The 21,719-nt window shown below is 64.5% G+C and carries 24 protein-coding genes; 14 read left to right on the top strand and 10 right to left on the bottom strand.

Features of this window, described 5'->3' with window-relative positions; all coding sequences use genetic code 11:
- Nucleotides 1–12 precede the first annotated feature (12 nt).
- The gene (locus tag B6V73_RS11845) at nucleotides 13–243 is read left to right on the top strand and encodes a CerR family C-terminal domain-containing protein (RefSeq protein ID WP_088725338.1); all 231 of its coding nucleotides are present in this window, start codon (nucleotides 13–15) and stop codon (nucleotides 241–243) included.
- 52 nt (nucleotides 244–295) lie between these two features.
- Here the strand turns inward: B6V73_RS11845 and B6V73_RS11850 are convergent, their stop codons facing one another.
- Nucleotides 296–469 (bottom strand): DUF1328 domain-containing protein, encoded by a 174-nt coding sequence (locus tag B6V73_RS11850; RefSeq protein WP_075776656.1) that lies wholly within the window; start codon nucleotides 467–469, stop codon nucleotides 296–298.
- A 177-nt stretch (nucleotides 470–646) separates the two neighbouring features.
- On the opposite strand from B6V73_RS11850, the gene B6V73_RS11855 reads away from it, so the two are divergent.
- The 3 genes from B6V73_RS11855 to B6V73_RS11865 all read left to right on the top strand — a co-directional run bounded on the left by B6V73_RS11855 (nucleotide 647) and on the right by B6V73_RS11865 (nucleotide 2,590).
- Nucleotides 647–841, top strand: coding sequence for a PLD nuclease N-terminal domain-containing protein (locus B6V73_RS11855; protein ID WP_088719999.1), 195 nt, complete (start codon nucleotides 647–649; stop codon nucleotides 839–841).
- A gap of 109 nt (nucleotides 842–950) precedes the next feature.
- Nucleotides 951–1,370 carry a phage holin family protein gene (locus B6V73_RS11860; protein ID WP_088720000.1) on the top strand — a complete coding sequence of 140 codons (420 nt, stop codon included), beginning with the start codon at nucleotides 951–953 and terminating at the stop codon, nucleotides 1,368–1,370.
- Nucleotides 1,367–2,590 carry a hypothetical protein gene (locus B6V73_RS11865; protein ID WP_088720001.1) on the top strand — a complete coding sequence of 408 codons (1,224 nt, stop codon included), beginning with the start codon at nucleotides 1,367–1,369 and terminating at the stop codon, nucleotides 2,588–2,590. The genes B6V73_RS11860 and B6V73_RS11865 overlap by 4 nt, the downstream gene beginning before the upstream one ends.
- Before the next feature lie 163 nt (nucleotides 2,591–2,753).
- On the opposite strand, the gene B6V73_RS11870 is transcribed toward B6V73_RS11865, so the two are convergent.
- Nucleotides 2,754–2,951 (bottom strand): CsbD family protein, encoded by a 198-nt coding sequence (locus B6V73_RS11870; RefSeq protein WP_075776653.1) that lies wholly within the window; start codon nucleotides 2,949–2,951, stop codon nucleotides 2,754–2,756.
- Between the two features lie 156 nt (nucleotides 2,952–3,107).
- Between B6V73_RS11870 and B6V73_RS11875 the strand changes: the two genes are divergently transcribed.
- Complete coding sequence (locus B6V73_RS11875; protein ID WP_158275111.1) at nucleotides 3,108–4,169, top strand: AI-2E family transporter; 1,062 nt, start codon at nucleotides 3,108–3,110, stop codon at nucleotides 4,167–4,169.
- A 22-nt stretch (nucleotides 4,170–4,191) separates the two neighbouring features.
- On the opposite strand, the gene B6V73_RS11880 is transcribed toward B6V73_RS11875, so the two are convergent.
- The 4 genes from B6V73_RS11880 to B6V73_RS11895 all read right to left on the bottom strand — a co-directional run bounded on the left by B6V73_RS11880 (nucleotide 4,192) and on the right by B6V73_RS11895 (nucleotide 8,423).
- The gene (locus tag B6V73_RS11880; protein WP_088725340.1) at nucleotides 4,192–5,766 is read right to left on the bottom strand and encodes a phospholipase D-like domain-containing protein; all 1,575 of its coding nucleotides are present in this window, start codon (nucleotides 5,764–5,766) and stop codon (nucleotides 4,192–4,194) included.
- 61 nt (nucleotides 5,767–5,827) lie between these two features.
- Complete coding sequence (locus B6V73_RS11885) at nucleotides 5,828–7,678, bottom strand: sensor histidine kinase (protein ID WP_077701063.1); 1,851 nt, start codon at nucleotides 7,676–7,678, stop codon at nucleotides 5,828–5,830.
- Complete coding sequence (locus B6V73_RS11890; protein ID WP_075776650.1) at nucleotides 7,675–8,280, bottom strand: RNA polymerase sigma factor; 606 nt, start codon at nucleotides 8,278–8,280, stop codon at nucleotides 7,675–7,677. Before B6V73_RS11890 ends, B6V73_RS11885 begins: the two co-directional genes overlap by 4 nt.
- On the bottom strand, nucleotides 8,277–8,423 hold the full coding sequence (locus tag B6V73_RS11895) for a NepR family anti-sigma factor (RefSeq protein WP_075776759.1): 147 nt from the start codon (nucleotides 8,421–8,423) through the stop codon (nucleotides 8,277–8,279). The genes B6V73_RS11890 and B6V73_RS11895 overlap by 4 nt, the downstream gene beginning before the upstream one ends.
- Before the next feature lie 97 nt (nucleotides 8,424–8,520).
- Here B6V73_RS11895 and B6V73_RS11900 point away from each other — a divergent pair, with 97 nt between their 5' ends.
- Together B6V73_RS11900 and B6V73_RS11905 are read left to right on the top strand one after the other, a co-directional pair.
- Nucleotides 8,521–9,318, top strand: coding sequence for a response regulator (locus B6V73_RS11900; RefSeq protein ID WP_075776649.1), 798 nt, complete (start codon nucleotides 8,521–8,523; stop codon nucleotides 9,316–9,318).
- A gap of 202 nt (nucleotides 9,319–9,520) precedes the next feature.
- On the top strand, nucleotides 9,521–10,525 hold the full coding sequence (locus tag B6V73_RS11905; protein ID WP_088725341.1) for an SDR family oxidoreductase: 1,005 nt from the start codon (nucleotides 9,521–9,523) through the stop codon (nucleotides 10,523–10,525).
- Nucleotides 10,526–10,599: 74 nt separating this feature from the next.
- Here B6V73_RS11905 and B6V73_RS11910 read toward each other — a convergent pair whose 3' ends face one another.
- The 3 genes from B6V73_RS11910 to B6V73_RS11920 all read right to left on the bottom strand — a co-directional run bounded on the left by B6V73_RS11910 (nucleotide 10,600) and on the right by B6V73_RS11920 (nucleotide 13,955).
- Nucleotides 10,600–12,498 (bottom strand): glycoside hydrolase family 15 protein, encoded by a 1,899-nt coding sequence (locus tag B6V73_RS11910; protein WP_088725342.1) that lies wholly within the window; start codon nucleotides 12,496–12,498, stop codon nucleotides 10,600–10,602.
- A 132-nt stretch (nucleotides 12,499–12,630) separates the two neighbouring features.
- Nucleotides 12,631–13,152, bottom strand: a complete 522-nt coding sequence (locus tag B6V73_RS11915; RefSeq protein ID WP_088725343.1) for an HPP family protein — start codon at nucleotides 13,150–13,152, stop codon at nucleotides 12,631–12,633.
- Nucleotides 13,153–13,250: 98 nt separating this feature from the next.
- Nucleotides 13,251–13,955 carry a GntR family transcriptional regulator gene (locus B6V73_RS11920; RefSeq protein WP_233243069.1) on the bottom strand — a complete coding sequence of 235 codons (705 nt, stop codon included), beginning with the start codon at nucleotides 13,953–13,955 and terminating at the stop codon, nucleotides 13,251–13,253.
- Between the two features lie 367 nt (nucleotides 13,956–14,322).
- On the opposite strand from B6V73_RS11920, the gene ehuB reads away from it, so the two are divergent.
- From ehuB to B6V73_RS11955, 7 genes are all read left to right on the top strand, one after another.
- Nucleotides 14,323–15,165 (top strand): ectoine/hydroxyectoine ABC transporter substrate-binding protein EhuB, encoded by an 843-nt coding sequence (gene ehuB, locus B6V73_RS11925; protein WP_075776646.1) that lies wholly within the window; start codon nucleotides 14,323–14,325, stop codon nucleotides 15,163–15,165.
- Nucleotides 15,166–15,241: 76 nt separating this feature from the next.
- The gene (gene ehuC / locus B6V73_RS11930; protein ID WP_088725344.1) at nucleotides 15,242–15,907 is read left to right on the top strand and encodes an ectoine/hydroxyectoine ABC transporter permease subunit EhuC; all 666 of its coding nucleotides are present in this window, start codon (nucleotides 15,242–15,244) and stop codon (nucleotides 15,905–15,907) included.
- A gap of 3 nt (nucleotides 15,908–15,910) precedes the next feature.
- Nucleotides 15,911–16,582 (top strand): ectoine/hydroxyectoine ABC transporter permease subunit EhuD, encoded by a 672-nt coding sequence (gene ehuD / locus B6V73_RS11935; protein ID WP_075776644.1) that lies wholly within the window; start codon nucleotides 15,911–15,913, stop codon nucleotides 16,580–16,582.
- Entirely contained in the window at nucleotides 16,582–17,397 is an 816-nt protein-coding gene (gene ehuA, locus B6V73_RS11940) for an ectoine/hydroxyectoine ABC transporter ATP-binding protein EhuA (protein WP_075776643.1), read from the top strand. The genes ehuD and ehuA overlap by 1 nt, the downstream gene beginning before the upstream one ends.
- Nucleotides 17,398–17,499: 102 nt before the next feature.
- Nucleotides 17,500–18,546, top strand: coding sequence for a pyridoxal-phosphate dependent enzyme (locus tag B6V73_RS11945; protein WP_088725345.1), 1,047 nt, complete (start codon nucleotides 17,500–17,502; stop codon nucleotides 18,544–18,546).
- Nucleotides 18,539–19,714 carry a Xaa-Pro peptidase family protein gene (locus B6V73_RS11950; RefSeq protein ID WP_088725346.1) on the top strand — a complete coding sequence of 392 codons (1,176 nt, stop codon included), beginning with the start codon at nucleotides 18,539–18,541 and terminating at the stop codon, nucleotides 19,712–19,714. The genes B6V73_RS11945 and B6V73_RS11950 overlap by 8 nt, the downstream gene beginning before the upstream one ends.
- Nucleotides 19,714–20,427, top strand: coding sequence for an aspartate/glutamate racemase family protein (locus tag B6V73_RS11955; RefSeq protein WP_088725347.1), 714 nt, complete (start codon nucleotides 19,714–19,716; stop codon nucleotides 20,425–20,427). The genes B6V73_RS11950 and B6V73_RS11955 overlap by 1 nt, the downstream gene beginning before the upstream one ends.
- A 73-nt stretch (nucleotides 20,428–20,500) precedes the next feature.
- Here B6V73_RS11955 and B6V73_RS11960 read toward each other — a convergent pair whose 3' ends face one another.
- A complete protein-coding gene (locus tag B6V73_RS11960) occupies nucleotides 20,501–21,718 on the bottom strand; it encodes an HlyD family efflux transporter periplasmic adaptor subunit (protein WP_088725348.1) in 1,218 nt (405 codons plus the stop codon).
- Nucleotide 21,719: the final 1 nt, after the last annotated feature.

The following is a 21,719-nucleotide window of genomic DNA, read 5'->3' on the forward strand; positions in this document are numbered from 1 at the left end:
AAGCCAAGCCGCATGGGTCGCCCGTGCGGCTTGCTTTTTCGGGGCCTCGCTGACGCAGCGCTCAGGGTTTTTGCGATGAGTGGTCAGGTCCTCTATGGCCGGCTCGGCGCGGAAATCGTGCGCCGAAAGATGGGCTGGACGGAAATCGGCGAATCGGAAACCGCGCAGATATCCCGCGTCATCGCCGACAATCTCGACGCGATGCTGGCGCAGGCGCGCGCGAGCGCGGCGCCCGGCGCATGAAAAAGGCCGCCCCCGGTGGGAGCGGCCTGAAATATTCCTAGCGTCTTCGCACTTACACCGGCGGTTTGCCTTTTACCGCACGGGCGACCATGGCCACCACGAACAGGATCAGGAAAACCACGAAGAGGATCTGTGCGATCCCGGCAGATGCGCCTGCGATGCCGCCAAAACCGAGCGCTGCGGCAATCAGCGCAATAACGAGAAAAGTCAGAGCCCAACCAAGCATGGGTATTCTCCTTCGGATGTTGCGTACATTAGCGCTGAGTGCTGCGCCTTCATGGCATCCAAACGTGCGCATTTCACGAAAGTTCCATTACCCTGGGTCAGTGATTCCGAGGAACATCCAACGCTTTCCGGCGTTTGGGGCGCGATTCATGAGTTCACGAAAAAGGGAGATGGCGACATGGAAATGAATATGACTGGCCTCGGTGGCTTTTGGGGTATCGTCCTGCTGGCACTCGATATCTGGGCGCTCGTTTCGATCATCGGGTCGAATTCCAGCACCGGGAAGAAAGTGCTCTGGGCGCTTCTTGTCTTCTTCCTGCCTCTGATCGGTTTCCTGATCTGGCTGGTGGCCGGGCCGCGCGCTTCGAAATGACGAAATCGGGGGTGGTGGAGGCAGCGGCCGTCACGGAACCGCATTCCGCAACCCGCGTTGGAACCACAGAAATCGCGGCGAGAAGTCGCGACATGTTTGGGAGAGGTCGATGAATTACCACGATACCGAGAATTCTGACGGCCACGAGGGCCGCGGGACGGTGAGCGATTTGCTGAACCGCGTGATCGAGCAAACGCGCGAGATCGCACGGACCGAAGCGGAATTGGTGCGCGCTGAAGCGGCCCACCGGGCTGGTCTGGCACGCAATGCCGCGATTCTCGGTGGGGTCGCCCTGGTTTTCGCCCTCGGCGCGATCTTCCCCCTGACGCAATCCGCCATCTACGGGCTGGAATGGGCCGGCCTCGATCGGGGCCCCGCGACGCTGATCGTCGGCGCGGTGCTACTGATTCTCGCCATCCTCGCGGCGCTGATCGCCGCGTCGAAGCTGCGCAAAGTGTCGAGCCCGCCCACCCGTCTCAAGGAAAACCTGTCTGCTGACGCGCAGGCGCTAAAGGAGAGCTTCAAATGACCGAGAAGAGAACCATTCAGGACATCGAGAACCGACTGCGCCAAGACCGCGCCGATCTCGCATCGACGCTCGGCGATCTGACCGCGCGTATCGCGCCGGATTACCTCTCCGAGCAGGTGTCGCAGGCCGTGCGCGATTACGCCGCGCCTGCCGCCCGCAGCGCCGAACAGGCCGTGCGCAAGAATCCGGTGGCCTTCGCCCTCGCCGGCGCCGGTATCGCATGGTTCCTGCTGCGCCAGCGCAACTCGGAGAGCATCGAGGAAGAAGATTTGGTGGCCGATGCCGATCCGCTCGTGATGCCGAGCGACGCGGGTGCCGACGGCTGGATCGACGAGATCGATACGCTGCGCCATGACGCCTCGGTCCGTCTCGAAGATCTCGAAGCCGAGCAGCGCAGCTCGACCGACAAGGCGCGCGACTTCGTCAAGGAGCGCTCCGAGGTGATGCAGAAATTCGCGAGCGACCTGCGCAACACGCTGTCCTCGGGTCTGAGCGACCTCAACGAGGATGCGCGCGATCGCGTGGTGCGGGCTCGCGAAAGAGCCTATTCCGCCCGGATTCGCCTGCAGGACGGGGCGACCCATGCCGGGTCGACCAGCAAGCAGATGGTCAAGGATCACCCGCTGATCGCTGCCGCCATCGGCTTCGCCGTCGGGGCCGCGATCTTCAACGCGGTGCCCAAGCCGGACGTCAATGTCAGCCGTCGCAGCTTCGGGCCGCGCGCCAACCGCCTGTTCAACGAGGCAGAGCGTCTGTACCGCGACGAGAAGCGTCGTGCGGGCAAGGTGGCCGACCAGTTCACCGATGAACTGAAGCGGACCGCCCGCTCGGTGATGAGCTCGGCCGGTGACGAGGCGCGCAGCGCCGCACGCGATTTCGGCGATCAGGCGATGGCTGCCGGAGAGCAGCTGATCGACCGCCTCTCGCGCCAGTTGGCGGAGGAAGCCAATCGCGCGCTGCGCGATGTCGGTCAGTCGCTGCAGAAAGGCGAAGACGAGGTCCGCGCCGGGGCCCAAGAAGCCAAGGATGCCGCGCGGGCAAAAGCCGAGGATGTGGCGTCCAAGGCCGAGGCGAAGACCCACGAAGCGGCCGAGAAGGTGAAGGCGAACCATTCTTCGTCCTCTTCGTCGAGCACCTCGTCGACTGGTTCCGGCTCGTCCGGCGCCGGCTCGACCGGCGGGGGCAGCGCGTCGTCGTCGAGTTCGAAGGCCACCCACTGAACAGTGGGGCAGTATGCAGAAAGGCCGGGCATCGCGCCCGGCCTTTTTCTTTGCGCGGTTATCGGTGGGGATGCGAGACCGACACCCAAAAGAAAACCGGCGCCGCGATCTCTACGGCGCCGGTTTGCATGTTTTACGCTGAAACAGGGTCTGTTTCTGAAGATCAGATCGAGCTGGACCAGGTGTCGACTTCGCGCTCGGCGTCTTCCTTGGTCTTACCGTATTTCTTCTGGATCAGGCCGACCATCTGCTCGCGATGACCTGCGGCTTCCTGAAGTTCGTCGTCGGTCAATTCGCCCCAGTTCTCGCGGGCCTTGCCCTTCATTTCGTTCCAGTTGCCTTTTATTTGATCCCAATTCATGGCGTCGCTCCTTTCAAGATGAAGACGCGGGTTCAGGCGTCTTTCATCAACGTTTCGCCGGGAGCGATGTTCCTCTGTACGGCAGCACAAAAACAGGGAACCCGCTATCGTCCGACGGCGTTGGATCGCGAAACCAAGAGGGAAGTAATTCTCGAAATGCATCGCCTGGAGACCCTGTCGCGCATCGCCATGATCGTGATCGCTGTAATCGCTGTCGTGGCTGCGCTGAGCCAGGTGGAAAGCCTACTCGCGCCCGTCGTGCTCGCGCTCGTCGTGGGGATCGTGCTTTCACCGATTTCCGATGCATGGGAGAAAAGAGGTCTGTCGCCTGTCTGGGGGGCGCTTACCTCGCTCGTGATATCGCTGATGATCGCCGTGCTGCTGGTCCTCGTGATCCAGCCGGTCGTCTCCGAACTGATGCGACAGGCGCCGAAGGTGATGGACGACATGCGCTCCACCATCATTCATATGCGCCACATGTTCCAAGGCATCCAGGACGCCTCGAAAGAGGTCAGCGACGCGATCACGCCGGCGACGGATGGCGCCAAGGATGGCGGCGGCAATGGCGACAAGAGCGCCGTGCCGGATGCCAAGGATCTCGTGATGCTGGCGCCGTCCATCATCGCACAGGCGCTGATCTATGTCGGGGCGCTGTTCTTCTTCCAGCTTTCGCGCGGCGAAATCTACAACTGGATCGCGAAGCACCTCGCGGAGCCTTCGAGCCGCGGCGCTACGGCTGCACGGTTGCGCAAGGCGGAGACACGGGTGTCGCGCTACTTCCTCACGATCACGGTGGTCAATGGCGGTCTCGGGCTGGCGGTGGGCGTCGCGATGCAGCTGATCGGGCTCCCGAACGCGCCGCTTTGGGGGCTTGTGGCCTTCCTCATCAACTACATCCTTTATCTCGGCCCCGCGGCGCTCATCATCGCGCTAGGATTCGCAGGCGTGGCCACGTTCGACGGGGTGCGCGTGATCCTGCCGCCGCTGATCTATATCGTGCTGAACGCGACCGAAGCCCAGTTCGTGACCCCTGCCGCGATCGGGCGGCAGATGCGCCTCAATCCGCTTCTGGTGTTCCTGTCGCTGACCTTCGGGATCTGGCTCTGGGGGCCGCTGGGCGGGATCGTGGCGATCCCGCTGCTGCTCTGGGCGCTGGTGCTGACGAACAGCTTGCCCGACCCGAAATCCGAGCCGGAGCAGAAGCTCGAAGCCGACTGAACCGGCGGGTCGCAGCGACGGATCAGACCATTTCTTCCGGAATGAACGGCAGTTTGCGCGCGATCTTGCGCGCGGCCTCCACGTCATAGGGGAGCACGAAGCCCTCGCGGTCCTCGGGGGCTTTCGTGGCATTCGCGCGGGCCAGCTCCGCCCAGGCAGAGACTGCCCGCGTCGGGTCGAAGAAGGCCTCTTCGGGCGCGGGCGGCAGCCAATGGCGCATCAGGCGGCGACGCATGGCCGGGATGCCGTCGTTGCGGCGCAGATAGACACCCGCCTCGCTGTCCCAATGCAGCGACCGCGCATTGAGATTGGCGGAGGTGATCAGCGCGGCGTCCTCGTCGAAAATCGAGACCTTCGCATGGACGTAAATCAGCGGCGCGCCGCCGGTGCGCAGCGCCCCCTCATCACCGGGGTCGGCAAGGCAGGGCTCTGCCGGGCAGCCGATGAACAGACGATTGCCGAAGGCTTCGCGGAGCGTATCCAGCGCGCGCACCTGAAGATATTCGCCATAGCGCACGTCGCTGGTCGGGCGATCGGCCAGCATCAGCGTTTCGGGCGCGGCGGGCAGGATCAGGATCAGGTTGAGATTGGGGTTCTCCCGCGCCGCCCGGGCCAGGTGGTGCGCCAGAGTGCGCGAGCGGAAGAACTGACTCTCGAGATAGATCAGCTTCTGCGCCCGCGCGATCAGCATCTCATGCGCGTTCTCGATCTCGGTCCGATAGAACTTCGGCCCGATGCGGAAGGTCGCGAATTTGCGCCGCTGCGACAGGGTGCGCAGCAGGCGGCGCGGCGGTTTGGCGCGGTTTTCGCCGGAGCAGCTTTCGTGGAAGCTCTCGAGATGGGCCTTCGCCTCGGCGACGACGGGGCCGGTCATCATGAGCTGCACATCGTGCCATGTCATCTCGCCGTCGCGCTCGTGCACGGGGGTGTCGAAGCGCCGGTTGTCGAGATCCAGCCCGCCGATATAGAGCTTCTTGTCGTCGAACACGGCGAGCTTCTGGTGGTGTGTCGCCGGGAACAGCTTCGGCGGCGTCGCGACGAACTTGCGGCGGATTTTGCAATCCGATCCGGCCTCGAGATATTCCCGCAGACCCGGCATGTCGCGCATCGCGGTCAGCCGCTTGGCCTCGTCCATGTCGTTGAGCCACGACGTGTGCTGCCCGAGCTTGTGATAGACATAGGGCCAGAAGATCGTGCGCGGCACGATGCCCGATTGCGCCGGGTGCATCAGCGCACGCAATTTCAGCTTCGCCTTGGGACCGCCCGCCAGTTCGCGCGCGGCGCAGAACATGCGGATCGACGACCATGTCATCCGGTGAAGATTCGGCTTTGCGCAGGGGTCGAAATCGGTCAGGTCGATCTGTATCCTCACGCCGCGCTTCAGCATGTGAATGATCAGGTCGAACCACGTCTTGCCGATCGCGCGCCCGCGGTCGGATTTCAGTGTGGTGTTGAGGTCGAAGACGCGGAATGAGCAATGAATGGAATGACGCGCGTCGAGAAAGGCATCCTCGAGCACGGGATAGGCCTCTGCTGCGGTCAAAAGCAGCTTTACGCGGCTCTCGGCGTGAACTCCGGCTTGTTTAAGACGTTCCATGCGGCTCGTTGGGTTGAACGGCCGCGAGGGTGACCTGTGGTCGCCGCGGCTGGTATCTCATTCAATGGCTCTCATCAGAAACTGTTTCGGGCGTCTCGGATTTCAAGCGTTCTTCGTGACGCAATTCGCTCTCGACGAGGGGGCGCAGTGCGAACGCGGCGCTGAGCATATACTCGTCTTCGTCGGTCTGGATCTCGATCGAGCCGCCCAGCTGCTGCACGAAGGCGTTCAGCAGTTGCGAACCGAGCCCGGTGCCTTCGACGGCCTCCAGCGGCGGGGCGTCCCTATCGACGGTATTGCGCACGCAGAGCCGCGCCTGCATCCCTTCGAGCCTGCGCAGCGAGATGTCGAGCTGCGGTTTGCCGTCGCGGGCAGAGGCGTATTTCATCGCGTTTGTCATCGCTTCGGTCAGCAGAAGCGAGAGGGGCACAGCCTGATCGGGGGTCAGGTGGATGTCGTCGATATTGCAATCGACCGCGATATGGCGGCCCGGCCCGGTCGCGAGCCGGGTGATCTGGCGCACGATGTCGGGCAGCAGTTCCTGCGCCTGAATGTCGGTGAGGCCTGAGGTCTGGTAGAGTCCGCGGTGGATCGTGGCGAGCGAGATGACCCGCTCCTGGAGCGATTTCATAAGCCCCTTGGCTTCGGGCGTGCGCGCCTGCCGCATCTGCATGTTGATGATCGAGGCGATGAGTTGGAGGTTGTTCTTCACCCGATGGTGGACCTCGCGGAGCAGCACTTCCTTGTGGTGCACCATGTCCTCGAGCTCGGCCTCGTCATGCAGGATGGTTTCTGTCATCCGGTCATAGGCCTCGGCGAGGTCGCGGATTTCCGACGGTGCGGTCGACAGGTTGAGATTGCCCACGATCCGGCTGCCGGTGGCGAAGCTGGAGATCGCGCTAGACAGTTTGCGGACATGCCCGATCACCAGCTTCTGCATTGCGAAGTAGGCGACCAGCAGGCTCGCCATCCACATCAGGGCCGGGAACAGCACAGGCGAAATATCAGCGAAGGGACTAAGCGCCGAGGCCGCCTGTGCGGGCCAGCTGCCAAGCGCGTAGAGCTGGTTGGGCACCAGTTCGACGACGGAATAGACCCGTTCTATTCCGAGATTGGAGTCCCCCGAGAAAGTCACCGCGCCATTGCCCGCCAGCAGTTTCAGAGAGCGGTCCACCGGCAGGTGCGACTGGGTGTTCGATAGCCCGTCCGAGGAGGTCAGGATCGTGCCTTCGCGGTCGAAGGTCATGATCACCAGCGGCCGGTCATCGGCGAGCTTCGGTCCATCCTTGGCCAGCGAGAGCGAGGAGTGGCTCATCGAGATCGCGATGATCCCGATATGATCGCCCGCCGCGTTGTAGACCGGATGGGCCACGCCGAGCACGGAGGTGCCCGACACCGGCGCATCGCGGTTGACGTAGAAGCTGGTGCGGTCCGCAGTCAGCATCTTCTCGAAGACGTCCTGGTTCTTGAAGTCGTAACTCTTGCCCGAATTCGAGCAGGTCATCTTGCCGCTGTCTGGGATGAAGGAGACGAGCGAGAACTCCGGAAAGGCCCCTGAGATCTGCCGCATCCAGTTCGAGCAGGCCTCGGCATTGCCCACGAGCGGCTGGACCGTGCTGGCGAGGACGCGCGCGGCGTCCTGCGCGTGCTGGATCACCCGCGTCTCACCGGCGACGGCGCGCATCGTCTCGCCCATGAGGGCGGCTTCGGACCGCGCCTGCGCTTCGCGCACGACCGAGGTCGATTGCAGCACGGCGATGATCAGCAGAGGGAAGAGAGCAACTGCCAACATGAAGGCGAGGCGCACGCCAAGCCCGTCGAAAAACGGAATGACGCCCCGTTTCCTGGCTCGGAACGGGGCGTGATCACTGTAGTGCTCGTCGTCTGCCGCTTTCGCGGCTTCCGAATTCATGCGGCGGCAACTCCGGATTTGCCCATCACGGCGAGGGAATTTCGATCCGTGCCGGACAGGATATCTTCACCTTCCTCGAGCCCGAGCATTTCCGCAAGCCGGGCGCGTGCGCGGTTGGCGCGGCTTTTCACCGTGCCCACGGCGACGCCCATCATGCCGGCAGCTTCTTCGTAAGAGAAGCCAGATGCGCCGACGAGGGTCAGCACCTCGCGATGTTCCGGGCTGAGCTGATCGAAGGCCTCGACGAAATCATTCATCGCGAGACGTCCGTCATGCGCAGGTTTCTCATAGAGCGATGCGGCGTGAATCCCTTCAGGGTCAGCGACCTCGCGCTTGCGCTTGCGACGGTCCGAATAGAAGGTGTTGCGCAGGATCGTGAAGAGCCATGCGCGCAGATTGGTGCCGCGTTCGAACTTTTCGATATTCGACCACGCCTTGACGATCGTGTCCTGCACGAGGTCGTCGGCCGAGGCCGAGTTCCGGGTCAGCGACAGCGCGAAGGCACGCAGGGCCCCGAGGTGATCGGGCAGCTCCTCACGCGGATCGCGGGCTTCGCTGGAGGCATTGGCTTTGGACGAATTGGTGTTGGAGGGCGAAGTCATTTTCCGCCCTCCTTCGCCTTGAGTTGCGCCAGCAAATCCTTGAACCGATCCGGCACTTCTTCCTGAAGCGCCTCCTCGTAAACCTTCTTCAGGTTTTGATTGATCTGGTCCCTGATACTGGACTTAGGCTTTTCGTCTGCCATATCACTATACATCCGGTTTCGATCCCACTCATTTTGCACGGAACCGAACGCGGGGCCAGAGAGTTTGGTTCCCGAAAAAACGCAAAAGGGGGTTTTCATGTCCGAAGACATCGCCGGCACCATCGGAGCCAACCTGCCGTATTTACGGCGTTATGCCCGAGCGCTTACCGGCAGCCAGGACAGCGGCGACCGTTACGCCGCGGCTACGCTCGAGGCCATACTCGAAGATACGTCGCCTTTCGAGAACAACGATCCGAAGCTCGCATTGTTCCACGCCTTCCACTTGGTATGGGCCTCCGCGGGGGCGCCGCTGGGGGAGCCGGACAACCGGCTTTCGGCCCGCGCGCAGGACCACATGTCGACGCTGACGCCGAACACCCGTGAGGCGCTTCTGCTGCATTCGATCGAAGGGTTCCGCATCGAGGAAATCGGCACGATCATGCAGGTCGATGCCGAAGAGGCGAAAGAACTGATCGACATCGCGATCCGCGAGATGGAAACGTCCGTCGCGGGTAAAGTGATGATCATCGAAGACGAAGCGATCATCGCAATGGATATTCGCGCCATCGTCGAGGATATGGGCCACCAGATCACCGGCATCGCCCGCACCCGCACCGAGGCTGTGGAGCTTGCCGCGACCGACAAACCGGACCTGATCCTCGCCGACATCCAGCTGGCGGACAATTCCTCGGGGATCGATGCGGTGAACGACATTCTCGCGCAGTTCGGCAACGAATTGCCCGTGGTCTTCATCACCGCCTTCCCGGAGCGCCTGCTGACCGGCGAGCGGCCCGAACCGGCCTTCCTGATCACCAAGCCCTACACCGAGAGCCAGGTGCAGTCGGCGGTCAGCCAGGCGATGTTCTTCTCCTCGACGGAGACGCTCGCGGCGTAACGGCCCGTTCAAAGCTATTTCTCGAGAAAGGCGGCCCCGGCAGACGGGGTCGCCTTTTCCTTTGCCGCATGTGCCTTTGAGCAGGCGATGCCCGCCGCAACGCACCAGAATGTGAAGTCGCGCTCCTGCAACCCGATCTCGCCCGTGCCGGTTCTTCCTCTGAGACAGACTGACGAAACCGTTCACAACGAAGGAGCCGCACATGACGAATATCGTGATTACCGGCGCATCCGCGGGCGTGGGGCGCGCCGTCGCTCGCCGCTTCGCTGCCAAGGGCAACCGCATCACCCTGATAGCCCGCAACAAGGCGCGGCTCGAGACGGCGGCGCAGGAAATTCGCGAGAAGGGCGGCGAGGCGCTCGTGCAGCCGCTCGACGTCGCAGATGCCGATGCGGTCGAGGCCGCGGCGGTCGCCGCTGAAAATGCCTTCGGTCCGATCGACGTCTGGATCAACGTCGCGATGGTGACGGTACTCTCGCCGGTGTCGCAGATGACCCCGGAAGAGTATCGCCGCGTGACCGAAGTGACTTATCTCGGCACGGTCAACGGCACGCTCTCTGCGCTGAAGCGGTTCCGCCAGCAGGGCTGGGGCACGATTGTGCAGACTGGCTCGGCGCTCGCCTATCGTGCGGTGCCGCTGCAGTCGGCCTATTGCGCGGCGAAGGCGGCCATCGTGGGCTTCACCGACAGCCTGCGCACCGAGCTGATCCACGAGAATTCCGACGTGAAGATCACCGTCTGCCATCTGCCGGCGGTCAATACGCCGCAATTCGACTGGGCCCGCAGCAAGCTGCCGAACCGCCCGCGCCCGGTCGCGCCGGTCTTCGAGCCGGAGCTGATCGCCGACGGCATCCATCACGCGGCCTACCATCCGAAGCGGGAATACTGGCTGAGCTTCTCGGCGGTGAAGGCTATCCTGTCGGAGAAGCTCGCGCCGGAACTGGGCGATCTCTACCTCGCGCGCACGGCGGTGTCCGGGCAGCAGACGGGCGAGGCAGCCGATCCTGATCGGGCCGACAATCTCTATGACAGCGTCGACGGTGACTGGGCAGCGCGGGGGCGCTTCTCCGACGAGGCGAGCGACAGTTCCCCCGCGATGGCGCTGTCCGAGCATGGCGGCTCGCGGCTTGTCGCGGGCGGCGGCGCGGCGCTCGTCGCCGGGCTGATGCTGGGAGCGATCTTCGCGGTCTCCCGTCAGCGGGCCTGACGGTCGCGACAAGGAAACGAGAAACGCGCGCCCCGGTGGCGCGCGTTTTTGTTCTCGTGTAGGTGGCAGCGAGATCAGTCCTTCACCGCGCCCCGATATGCGGTAATCGCCGCGATCATCCCGGCATGGGACAGCCCTTGCGGGAAGTTGCCAAGCTGGGCGCCGCTCTCCGGGTCGTGCTCTTCCGACATCAGTCCGAGATCGGTCGTGGCCTTCAGCATCCCCTCGATCTGGCTCCGCGCGTCATCAAGCCGCCCGGCCCTCACGAGGTAGTCGGCGGCCCAGAACCCGCAGACGTTGAAATGGCCCTCGATGCCGGGCATCCCGTCTTCCTGCGCGTCGTAGCGCCGCAGATGAACGCCCGTGCCAAGCCGCTCACGGATGGCGGTGTAGGTCGCCGCCATCTTCGGGTCGTCTGCGGGGATCACCCCGATACGCGGCATCAGCAAAACGCTTGAATCGAGCCAATCCTCGCCGATCGCACCGGTGAAAGCGCCGATCTCCTCGTTCCAGGCCTCTTCCCGGATCAGGGCTTCGATCGCGGCGCGCTCCGCCTTCCACAGCCGCGTGTCGGCATTGATCACGCCGTTCTCGGCCAGCGAGATCACCCCATCCAGCGCGCCCCAGCACATCGCCTTGGAATAAGTGTGGTGTCGGCGCGGATTGGGCATTTCCCAGATTCCGTTATCGGGCCGTGTCCATTGCGAGACCACGACATCGGCGAAATTCGCGAGCCGGATGCCTTCGCCCGGATGCAGCTCGCCGCCGGCCTCGACATAGGCGCGCGCGGCCATGATCATCGAGCCATAGGCGTCGAGTTGCAGCTGTGTCGCCGCGCCGTTACCCAGCTGCACCGGGGCCGAGCGGCGATAGCCCTCGAGAGTCTGCAAGCTCGAGATCGAGACGTTGCTGTCGCCCCGCACCGTGTAGAGCGCCCCAAGTTCCGGCGCCGTTTCGCGTGTTGCTGCCATCAGCCAGCGGAAGAAGGCGTCGGCCTCGTCGGTGAGGCCCTGATCGAGAAAAGCGTGCAGCACGAAATAGGCGTCGCGAAGCCAGCAATAGCGGTAGTCGTAATTGCGGATGCCGCCGATCACTTCCGGCAGCCCCATCGTCGGCGAGGCGATCACTGCGCCGGTGGGGGCGTGGATCAGAAGCTGCAGCGCCAGTAGCGAGCGTTTGAGAGCTCCGGAGAAAGGCCCGTCGCCGAAATCCGTCTTGGACTGCCGCTTGCGCCAAGCCTCACGAGTTGCGGCGAGCGCCTCTTGCGCCGCCTGCATTCCGCCGACATGGCCGTGCCCGCCTTGCGTGACGGTGAGGGTAACATAGCCGCGTTCCCCGGTGGCGAGGGTACCGCGCCCGTTCAACCGGCCGGAGCCTTCGATCTCCAGTTCTATCGAGCTGTCGATCAGGATGATGTCACCGTCTTGGGTAAACTGCCAGCTGCCCGGGCCGCGCCGGATGAACTCGGGTGTGCTCAGCGCGTAGTTGCAGCGCGGGGCGATGCAGATTTCGACGTCTGCCGCGCCTTCGGTGGCTTCGAAAAGACGCACGACCGAGCGCCCGAAGCTCGCCGCCTCTTCGAGCGAGTCCGGCAGGTTCATGAAGTCGGTGACCTTGAGGCCGCCCGCCTCGGACGCGTGGGTGGTGGTCAGGATCGGGCCATAATCTTCATAGACGCGTCGGGCGGTCGTCTGACGATCTGGATCCGGCACCGGACCGACATAGAAGGTCCCGCCGCGAAACTGGTCGAGCAGTCGCCCGAAGAGCGGGTCGCCGTCGAAATCCGGCCCGCAGAACCAGTCGATCGCGCCGTCCCGGGCCACCAGCGCCGCCGTGCGCGTATCCCCGATCACCGCGTAATCGGCAATCGGGAGATAGCCGCGTCGGCCCTCCAGAAAGCGTAGCGGCGGGCTGTTCGGGTCGGGCTGGGTCTTCGAGGATGTGCCGGAATCGGGATCGGTGCGTTCGGTCATGCAATGCCTGTCCTTTGACGGTTTTCCGGGCGTCGCCCCGGAGATATATCGCGCCCCTCTCAGGGATCGAACGGACGCGCCGCCCCCCAGTTCCTTGAAAAAACCGTGTGCGTTCGTGTGCTCTCGCGCCGCTCAGATCCAGTAGCGGGGCCATTTCTCGGTGTTGCGCGCATTGTTCACGAGGTAGGCCAGAAGCACGAGGATCACTGCGCCCGTCAGCACCGGCGTCAGAAGAAAGCTCCAGCCGAGCGTGTGGCCCTTGAGAAGGATGACCAGCGGATCGGCCCCTGCGGGTGCGTGGACTGTGCGGGTCAGTTGCATCGCGACGATGGCGATCGTCACCACGGCTGCCAGACCGATCGCCCCGTGCGGATCGGCAAGGTGCTGCGCCGCAAGCCCGATGGCGCTTGCGAGAACATGCCCGCCGATGACGTTGCGCGGTTGGGCGAGCGCCGTGTCGGGCGTCGCGAAGAGCAGCACACAGGTCGCGCCGAAGGGCGCCATCAGCAGGTCGACCCCGGCGTGACGGGTGAGCCCGGCAAGGATGGCGATGCCGAGGAAGCTACCCGCCGTCGTGGCCAGAACTTGCCGAAGGCCCGGAAGCTCCGGCAGGCGATGGGGCGCGCGATGGCGTTCGAGCAATCGTTTCAGCATTGACGGTCCTGCCGGGCTGGCCTTCAGAACCCGAACCCCGGACCGTCTGCCCGGTTTCCTTCGCCCGCGTCACGTCGCAGTGAAAGGGGGACGAACCTTCAGGACGCTTTGACCAATGCCGGCATCCGCGCGAAGCTCATCGAGATATGGCCGCGCCGCATATGGCCGAGCGCGTCGAGATCGCCGAGCCGCAGCGCGCGCAGCATGTCGCGCAGCTCGTTGTTGTAGATCTCGATCTCCTGCATCAGGTCGATCTGCGAAGCCGTGACCTGCTGCAGCCAGATCCGCGCCGTGCGGAAATACAGTGCCGCCGACATCGTCCGGAGCGGTGCATTCGCGGTCAGCTCCAACAAGGCGAGGAAGGTATCGCGGTCGAGCTCCGAGAAGGCCCGGGCGGTGGGTGCATCGACCAGTTCGCGGCCGCGCTCCTGAAAGGTGACGAAACGCGCGATCAGCGCGGCGCTGGGCGGCACCGGATCCAGGCTCGTCTGCAGCACAGCGAGTTCGCGCCGCAGCCGGAAGACCTGCCCAAGCTCGGTGTAATCAACATCGGTGACGAAGGTGCCGACCCCATGCATGGAGCGCAGCATCCCCTCGTCCTCGAGCCGCGCCAGCACCCGACGCAGCGGAGTCCGCGAGATGCCGAATTCTGACGCGAGCGCGGTCTCTGACAAGCGCATTCCCGGCGGGTAATCGAGCAGGCAGATGCGGCTGCGAATTTCGTCGTGAATGAGATCGTAGCGGTCGCGGGCGCGGAGCCGCTCCGGATCGGTTTGCCGGGGGATCATGGAGATGTCGTCCATAGAGTTCTGTCGTCTGTTCGCGCAAAGCCATGATCGGCGGCGGAGGCGCGCAGGTCAATCCGCTTGGCCGCGTCCTCCCCCATGGGGCGTTTCAGCCGCAGATATTGCGGAGAGCCGGGCGGCGCAATCGGCACGAAACGACGGCCTTCGGCGGAACCGGCGCACACACATGCGCGTTCAATGCTCAAAGCTCCGGCATTGGTGCACAACATATGCGTTTAGCTCTTTATCGGTCTACGATATCTGCTTTTTGCCCCAGTATAATCAATGCGATCTGCTTGACACTCCGGAGAAACTCATAGGTGTTGTGTACATCAATCGCGGGAGGCTTGGGCTTCCCGTCAACAAGAACCAACGGGAGAGACGCATGAAATCGATCTTGAAATCTGTCGCCGCCGCCGGCATCGGCATCGCGCTGAGCGCAAGCGCCGCACTCGCTGGCCCCCTGATGGACCGTATCAATTCGGGCGAGCCGATCCGCATCGGCTTCGCGAACGAAGTTCCGTGGGCCTATCCGGGCGAAAACAACAAGCCGCTGGGCTTCGTCAACGCCTATGTTCTGGGGGTGCTCCACGAGATGGGCTATGACAACATCACCCCCGTCGTGACCGATTGGGGCGGGTTGATCCCGGGCCTCAACGCGAACCGCTTCGACATGGTCACCGGCGGTCTCTACATCCTCAACTCGCGCTGCCAGAACGTCGCCTTCTCCGAGCCGATGGCGAAAGTCGGCGATGCGTTCATCGTGCCCAAGGGCAACCCGAAGAACCTGAACAACTACGAACAGATCGCCAAGGCTGGCGCGACCTTCGTGACGGGCGCGGGCTATAACCAGGTGGAGTCCGCCAAGAAGGGCGGTATCCCGGATAGCAACGTGATGACCGTGCCGGGCCCGACCGAAATCCTCGCCGCCGTGAAAGCGGGCCGCGCGGATGCAGGTGGCGTGACCTACTTCACCGCGCAGAACCTTGCCGATCAATCGGACGGCGCGGTCGAGGTGTCGGACGTGAGCCAGCTGCCTGAATGGACCCAGAACTGGGTCGGCATCGGCTTCCGCAAAGCGGATCAGGACTTCGTCGACAAGTTCAACGAAGCCCAGAAGAAGTATCTCGGTTCGGACGCGATGATGAAAGCGGTCGGCGAGTACGGCTACTCGAAAGGCAACCTGCCGGGCGACAAGACCTCGGCTGAAGTCTGCAAGATGCGCTAAGCGCAAATGCTGAAGACATGGACGGGCCTGTGCATGGCCCGTCCATTTTGACATTCACCGCCGGGGCGGGACGGGAATGAGCTACATAGAATTCTTGAAAGAGTACGGGCCGCGCTTCTGGGACGGCACGCTCGTAACGGCGGGGCAGTTCTTCCTGGCCTCCGCTCTGGCGATCGTCATCGCGCTCGTCGCAGGGCTGATGAAGCTCTCGCGCAACGGGCTGATCCGGGGCATCGCCGTCATTTATATCGAAATTTTCCGCGGCACCTCGCTGCTGGTCCAGCTCTACTGGATCTTCTTCGTGCTGCCGCTGTTCGGACTGACGCTGCCGAAATTCACCGCGGGTTTCGTCGCGGTGGGGATGAACCTCGGGGCATACGGCGCCGAGCTGGTGCGCGGCGGCATCCAATCCGTGCCGAAAGGGCAATGGGAGGCGGCCTATGCGCTGTCGATGAGCCCGATGAAGCGGATGTGGCGGATCATCCTGCCGCAGGCGTTCGTCAACATGCTGCCGCCGTGGGGCAACCTGCTGATCGAACTGCTGAAGAACACCGCGCTGGTCGCGCTGATCTCCGTGTCGGACCTGATGTTCGAGGCGAAGCAGATCAATGGCTCGACCTTCCTCTCGGCGCAGACCTTCGGGACGGCACTGATCGTGTACTACATCTTCGCGCGCTTCATCGTGACGCCGTTCATGCGCTGGCTCGAGCTGGTCATGCGGCGCAAGCTGGGGAGGGCCTGATCCATGGGGTTCAACTGGAACTGGGAATTCACTTGGGAAATCCTGCCCAAGCTGATGCATGCGACGCTCAACACGCTGATGGCGGCGGGTCTGGGCTATGCGATCGCGGTTGTGCTGGGCATGGTCTTCGCGCTGGCGCAGCGGACGCCCTACTGGGCGCTGACCAAGGTCGTTCGCGAATTCATCGAGTTCATCCGCTCGACCCCGCTGATCCTGCAGATCTTCTTCGTCTATTACGTCGGTCCGCAATTCGGCCTGAAGCTGGGGCCGTGGACGGCGGGCATGATCGCGATCGGTCTGCACTATTCGGCCTACCTGTCGGAGGTCTATCGCGGCGGTCTCGACGCGGTGCCGAAGGGCCAATGGGAGGCTTGCACCGCGCTGAACATGTCGACCCGCGATACCTATTGGCGGATCGTGATCCCACAGGCCATCCCGCCCGCGCTGGCGGGGATGGGCAACTACCTCGTGGGGATCTTCAAGGACACGCCGATGCTCTCGGTGATCGGGGTGGCCGAACTGATGCACACAGCGAACGCGATCGGCTCGTCGAGCTATCGCTATCTCGAACCCTATACGCTGGTGGGGGTTATCTTCCTCGCCATCTCGCTTCCCACCGCTGCCCTGATCCGCGTCTTCGAGGATCGCGTGCGGCGTAAACTCGGATTGAAATGATGGAAGATCTTTCGAACTATCCGCTCGAACTGACGGGCGACGACGTGCCGATGGTGCGGTTCCTGAAAGTCACCAAGCGCTATGGCGATCTGGTGGTGCTCGACCAGCTCGATCTCGATGTGGCCGAGGGGGAAATGGTCACGATCATCGGCCCCTCCGGCTCGGGCAAGACGACCGTGCTGCGGATGCTGATGACGCTCGAGACGATCAACGAGGGCGTGATCTACGTGGACGGCAAGCCGCTGACCCATATGGAGAAGAACGGGAAGCTGGTGCCCGCGGACCGCAAGTATCTGCGCAAGGCGCGCAGCCAGATCGGCATGTGTTTCCAGCATTTCAACCTTTTCCCGCACATGACCGCGCTGGAGAATTGCATGGAAGGCCCGGTGCAGGTGCTGGGCATGAAGAAGGCCGAGGCGCGCGAACGGGCCGAGGAACTGCTGGAGCTTGTGGGCATGTCCGACAAGCGCGACCAGCACCCCTCGCGGCTCTCGGGCGGTCAACAGCAGCGCGTCGCGATCGCACGCGCGCTGGCAATGCGGCCCAAGGTGATGCTGTTCGACGAGGTGACCTCCGCGCTCGACCCGGAGGTGATCGGCGAGGTGACGAACGTGATCCGCTCGCTGGTGGAGAAGCACAATCTGACGATGCTGATGGTGACGCACCAGATGGGCTTCGCGAAGGACATCTCGGATCGGGTCTGCTTCTTCTACGACGGCAAGATCGAAGAGCAGGGCGCCCCCGACGATTTGTTCGGCAATCCGCAGAAAGAGCGCACGCAGCAATTCCTCTCGGCGGTGAAAGAGGCGGACTGACGCGCCTCACGATGTCGCGCAATGGTCTTTCCGAAAAGGCCATTGCGTGCGTCCACGTCTCGTTGCCTTATGGGCTTGGTTCCATCGCAGCGAGGGTCAGACATGCCGATCACTATAGAGAACCCTTGGCGCGGCGACGGGCTCGACCCGGACGGCGTCATGCCAATTGCCGATGCGTCGGGCGTGGCCAGTCTGCTTGCGCGCTGTCCGGCACATCACGAGACCCCGCTGCGCGCGGCGCCCGAGATCGCGCGGCTTGCCGGGGTCGGTGAGGTCTGGATCAAGGACGAGCGTGAGCGCATGGGGCTCGGCAGCTTCAAAGCGCTGGGTGCGGTCCATGCGATCGCCCGGGAGGCTGCGGCGCGAGCGGAGAGCGACGATCTTCAGACAGCTCTCGCCGGCGAGACCTATGTCGCGGCCAGCGCAGGCAATCATGGCCTCTCGGTCGCGGCAGGAGCGCGGATATTCGGCGCCCGCGCGATCATCTATCTGGCCGAGACCGTGCCTGAGGCCTTCGCCGCGCGGTTGGAGGCACGCGGGGCGGAGGTCGTCCGGGCGGGTGCGGAATACGAGGCTAGCATGCAAGCCGCCGAGCAGGCGGCTGCCGAGAATGGCTGGACGCTTTTGTCGGACAGCTCGTGGGAGGGCTATGTCGATCTGCCGCTGCGGGTGATGGAGGGTTACACCCAGCTTGCGGCGGAGGCCGTCGCGCAGATCCAAGCGCCGCCCACCCATATTCTGCTGCAGGCGGGCGTTGGTGGTCTCGCGGCAGCCGTCGCGGCTCATGCGCGGCTTGTCTGGGGCGATGCGCCTCAGATCATCGTGGTCGAACCCGATGCGGCCCCCGCGCTGGTCGAGAGCATTCGCGCAGGCCATCTGGTGACCACGCAAGGGCCGGTCTCTGCGATGGGGCGGCTCGATTGCAAGACACCGTCGATGGTGGCGCTGGCGGGTTTGTCGCGCGATGCGGATCGCTTCGCCACGATCACCGAAGCCGAGGCGCAGTCCGGCGTCGATATCCTCGCCGCGCACGGGCTGGCCACGACGCCTTCGGGCGGCGCCGGGCTGGCGGCTCTGCTTGCCGGGCTGTCGCTGGGACCGGAGACGCGCGTTCTCGCGATCCTCAGCGAAGGCCCCGAAGATGGCTGAGCGCTCGCTCATCTTTCCGGCCAAGGAGTATCGCACCCGCGTCGGCCGCCTTCGGGCCGAGATGAGCGAACGGGGGCTGGATGCGCTGTTCCTGACCGCAGCTGCGGATATCTTCTACGTCACAGGCTTTCTGACCCGGTTCTGGGAGAGCCCCGCGCGCCCGTGGTTCGTGATCGTTCCGGCCAGCGGTGCGCCGGTCGCGGTGATCCCCTCCATCGGGGCGGAACTGATGGGCCGCACCTGGATGACGCAGATCCGGTCATGGGATGCACCCGATCCGAGGGATGACGGCGTGAGCCTGCTTGCCGAGACGCTCTGCGATCTGCTGCCCGAGAGCGCGCGGATCGGCGTGCCGATGGGGTTGGAGACGCAGCTGCGGATGCCGCTCGCGGATTTCACGCGGCTTGGGGAGCGTATCGCGCCGCGCCGCTTCATCGACGGCACCGCCGCGATCCAGCGGGTGCGTGAAATCAAGAGCGCGGCGGAGATCGAGAAGATCCGCAGGGCCTGCGCCATCGCGGGCCGCGCTTTCGCGCGGGTGCCGGAATTCGCGGGGCAGGGGCACCCGCTCGACGGTATCTTCCGCGCCTTCCAATCGGCGCTGCTGGAGGAAGGAGCCGATTGGGTCAGCTATGTCGCCGGGGCGTCGGGACCGTCGGGCTATGACGATGTGATCTCGCCTGCCGGGCCCGCGCCGCTGCAAGCGGGCGATGTGCTGATGCTGGATACCGGCGCGGTGCGCGACGGGTATTTCTGCGATTTCGATCGCAATTTCTCGGTCGGTCCGGCGTCGGATCCGGTGCGGCGCACCCATGCCGCGCTCTGGGAGGTGACCGAGGCGGCGATGGCGCTGCTGCGGCCCGGGATGCGGGCGCATGATGCGCATCGTCTGCTGGTCGAGGGGCTGGCGGCGCGCGGTATTGAGGCGGGCAGCGGACGCCTGGGCCACGGGCTGGGGATCACGCTGACCGAATGGCCCTCCTTCACCCCGCGCGACGACACCGAACTGCGCGAGGGCATGGTGCTGACGCTGGAACCCGGCGCGTGGGTCGAGCCTGCGCAGGGCCCGCGCCGCCTGTTGGTCCATGAGGAAAACATCGTCCTGCGCGCGACCGGGGCGGAGCTGCTTTCGCCACGCGCCCCCGAAACCTTGCCGGAGCTGAGCTGATGGCCGATTTCCCCTATCGTCTTCGCGAAGACGCCACGCCCACGATGGGACTGATCGTGCTGCGCGTGGACGAGACCATCGAGGACGAGTTCCGCCGCTACATCCCGCCGGACGACGCGCGGATGCATGTCACGCGCGTTCATTCCGGCGACGACCTGACCCCGTCGAGCATTGCCGAGATGCAGCGCGCTCTGAGCGGTGCTGCGGCGCTGCTGCCACCTGCGGCGAAGTTCGACGTGGTGGGTTATGGCTGCACCTCTGGCGCGGCGCTGATTGGGCCGGGCGAAGTGCGGGCGAATGTCATGGCGGGCGTCACGACGCGGCATGTGACCGATCCGCTGAGCGCCGCGTTGGCCGCGATTGCGGATCTGGGGCTGGAGCGGGTGGGGATCGTCTCGCCCTATGTCGCTTCGGTCGCGGAGCCTTTGCGGGCGGCCTTCGTCGCTGAAGGGATCACCGTCCCCGCGACGCTCTCTTTCGGCGAGGAAGCGGAAGCGCGGGTGGCGCGGATCGACCCGGCCTCTATCGCGGAGGCTGCGCGGAGCCTTGCGGGGCAGGCGCGTCTGGACGGGATTTTCCTGTCCTGCACCAACCTGCGCACGCAGGGGATCTTGCCGGGGTTGAGAGCGGAGCTCGGGACGCCGGTGCTCAGTTCGAACCAGGCGCTTGCGTGGCACATGCGAAAGCTCGCAGGGATCGCGGCGCCGGGATGAGACAGGGCAGTTGAATGGCTGGCCGGCCATCCGGTCGGTCGCGCGAGGGAATGAATGGTCCGCTACGGAGACGTCAGCCGCCGGACCTTGCCTCCACCGGCGCGCCATCTTCCAGCGTTTCGACCGGATAGAGCACGACACGGTCGCCTTCGCTCAGACCGTCCTGAAGCTCGGCATAGGTGCCGTTATCGGTCCCGACTTCCACGTTCACTTCCCGCGCGTGCCCGTCTTCGACCTTGAAGACAGCCCAGCCGGTGCCGCGCCGGAATAGCGCGCTCGACGGCACCCGCAGCGCATCGGGGTTCTGCCAGACGACGATCCGCGCGGTCACCTGAAAACCATGGCCCAGCCCCGCCCGTTGCGCGGCATCGCCGGTGAAGGCGATGACCACGCCCACCCGCTGTTCCTCGACGCCCAAGGCCGAAACCTTCGTGGTGCCTGACGGGTCGATGCGGACCACCTTGCCTTCCAGCACGTCCGGCCCGCCCCAATCGGTAATCTCCACCGGATCGCCTAGGCGTACGCGCACCGCGTCGCGCGACAGAAGATCGGCCACCACCTCGAGCCCCTCCGAGATGTCGCCGATTTCCATGATCGGGGAGCCGGCCGAGAGCACGGTCTCGTTTTCCTGCAGGATTTGCAGCACGGTTCCGGTCGCGGGGGCATAAAGGGGGATCGGCTCGGCCCCGTCGCTGTTGCTCGCGGCGGCGTCGTTCTGAAGCACGGATTTCGCCGAGGCCAGCGCCGCCTCGCGCATCGCGATGGCGGCTTTCGCGGCGGCTTCCTGCGCGGCGGCGTAATCGGCATTGATCTGATCGCGGTCCAGCTTGGACTGGCTGATCGTGCCGGAAAGCGCGAGCCGCTGCGACCGCGCGAGATCGCTATCGGCCTGTTCGCGCATCGCGACGGCGGCGCGGTAATCGCCTTGGGCCGCGCTGAGCGCGGCCTGCGCTTCGGCGAGCGCGGCCTCTGCCTGTGCCCGGCTGCGGGCATCCAGAACGGCGGGTAGGGCGGGGCGCATCCGGGCGACGACTGTCTCGTTCGCGACGACATGATCGCCGACATGGATATCGAGCCGCTGTAGCCTGCCGCTGACCGGGGTCGAGACCGTGTAGCTTTCGCTGACGCGGGTCCGGCCATCATCTTCAATGACGAGCTTCATCGGACCGCGCGTAACCTCGCCCATGTCGACGGTCTGCGGCTGCGGCCAGAGCAGCGCGGCGATAGCGCCCGCCGCGATCAGGCCGATCAGGATGAGAATGAGCCATCTGGTTCGGGGTTTTGGTGTCACG

It is taken from the genome of Thioclava sp. JM3 (assembly GCF_002213185.1).
Taxonomy (GTDB): domain Bacteria; phylum Pseudomonadota; class Alphaproteobacteria; order Rhodobacterales; family Rhodobacteraceae; genus Thioclava; species Thioclava nitratireducens.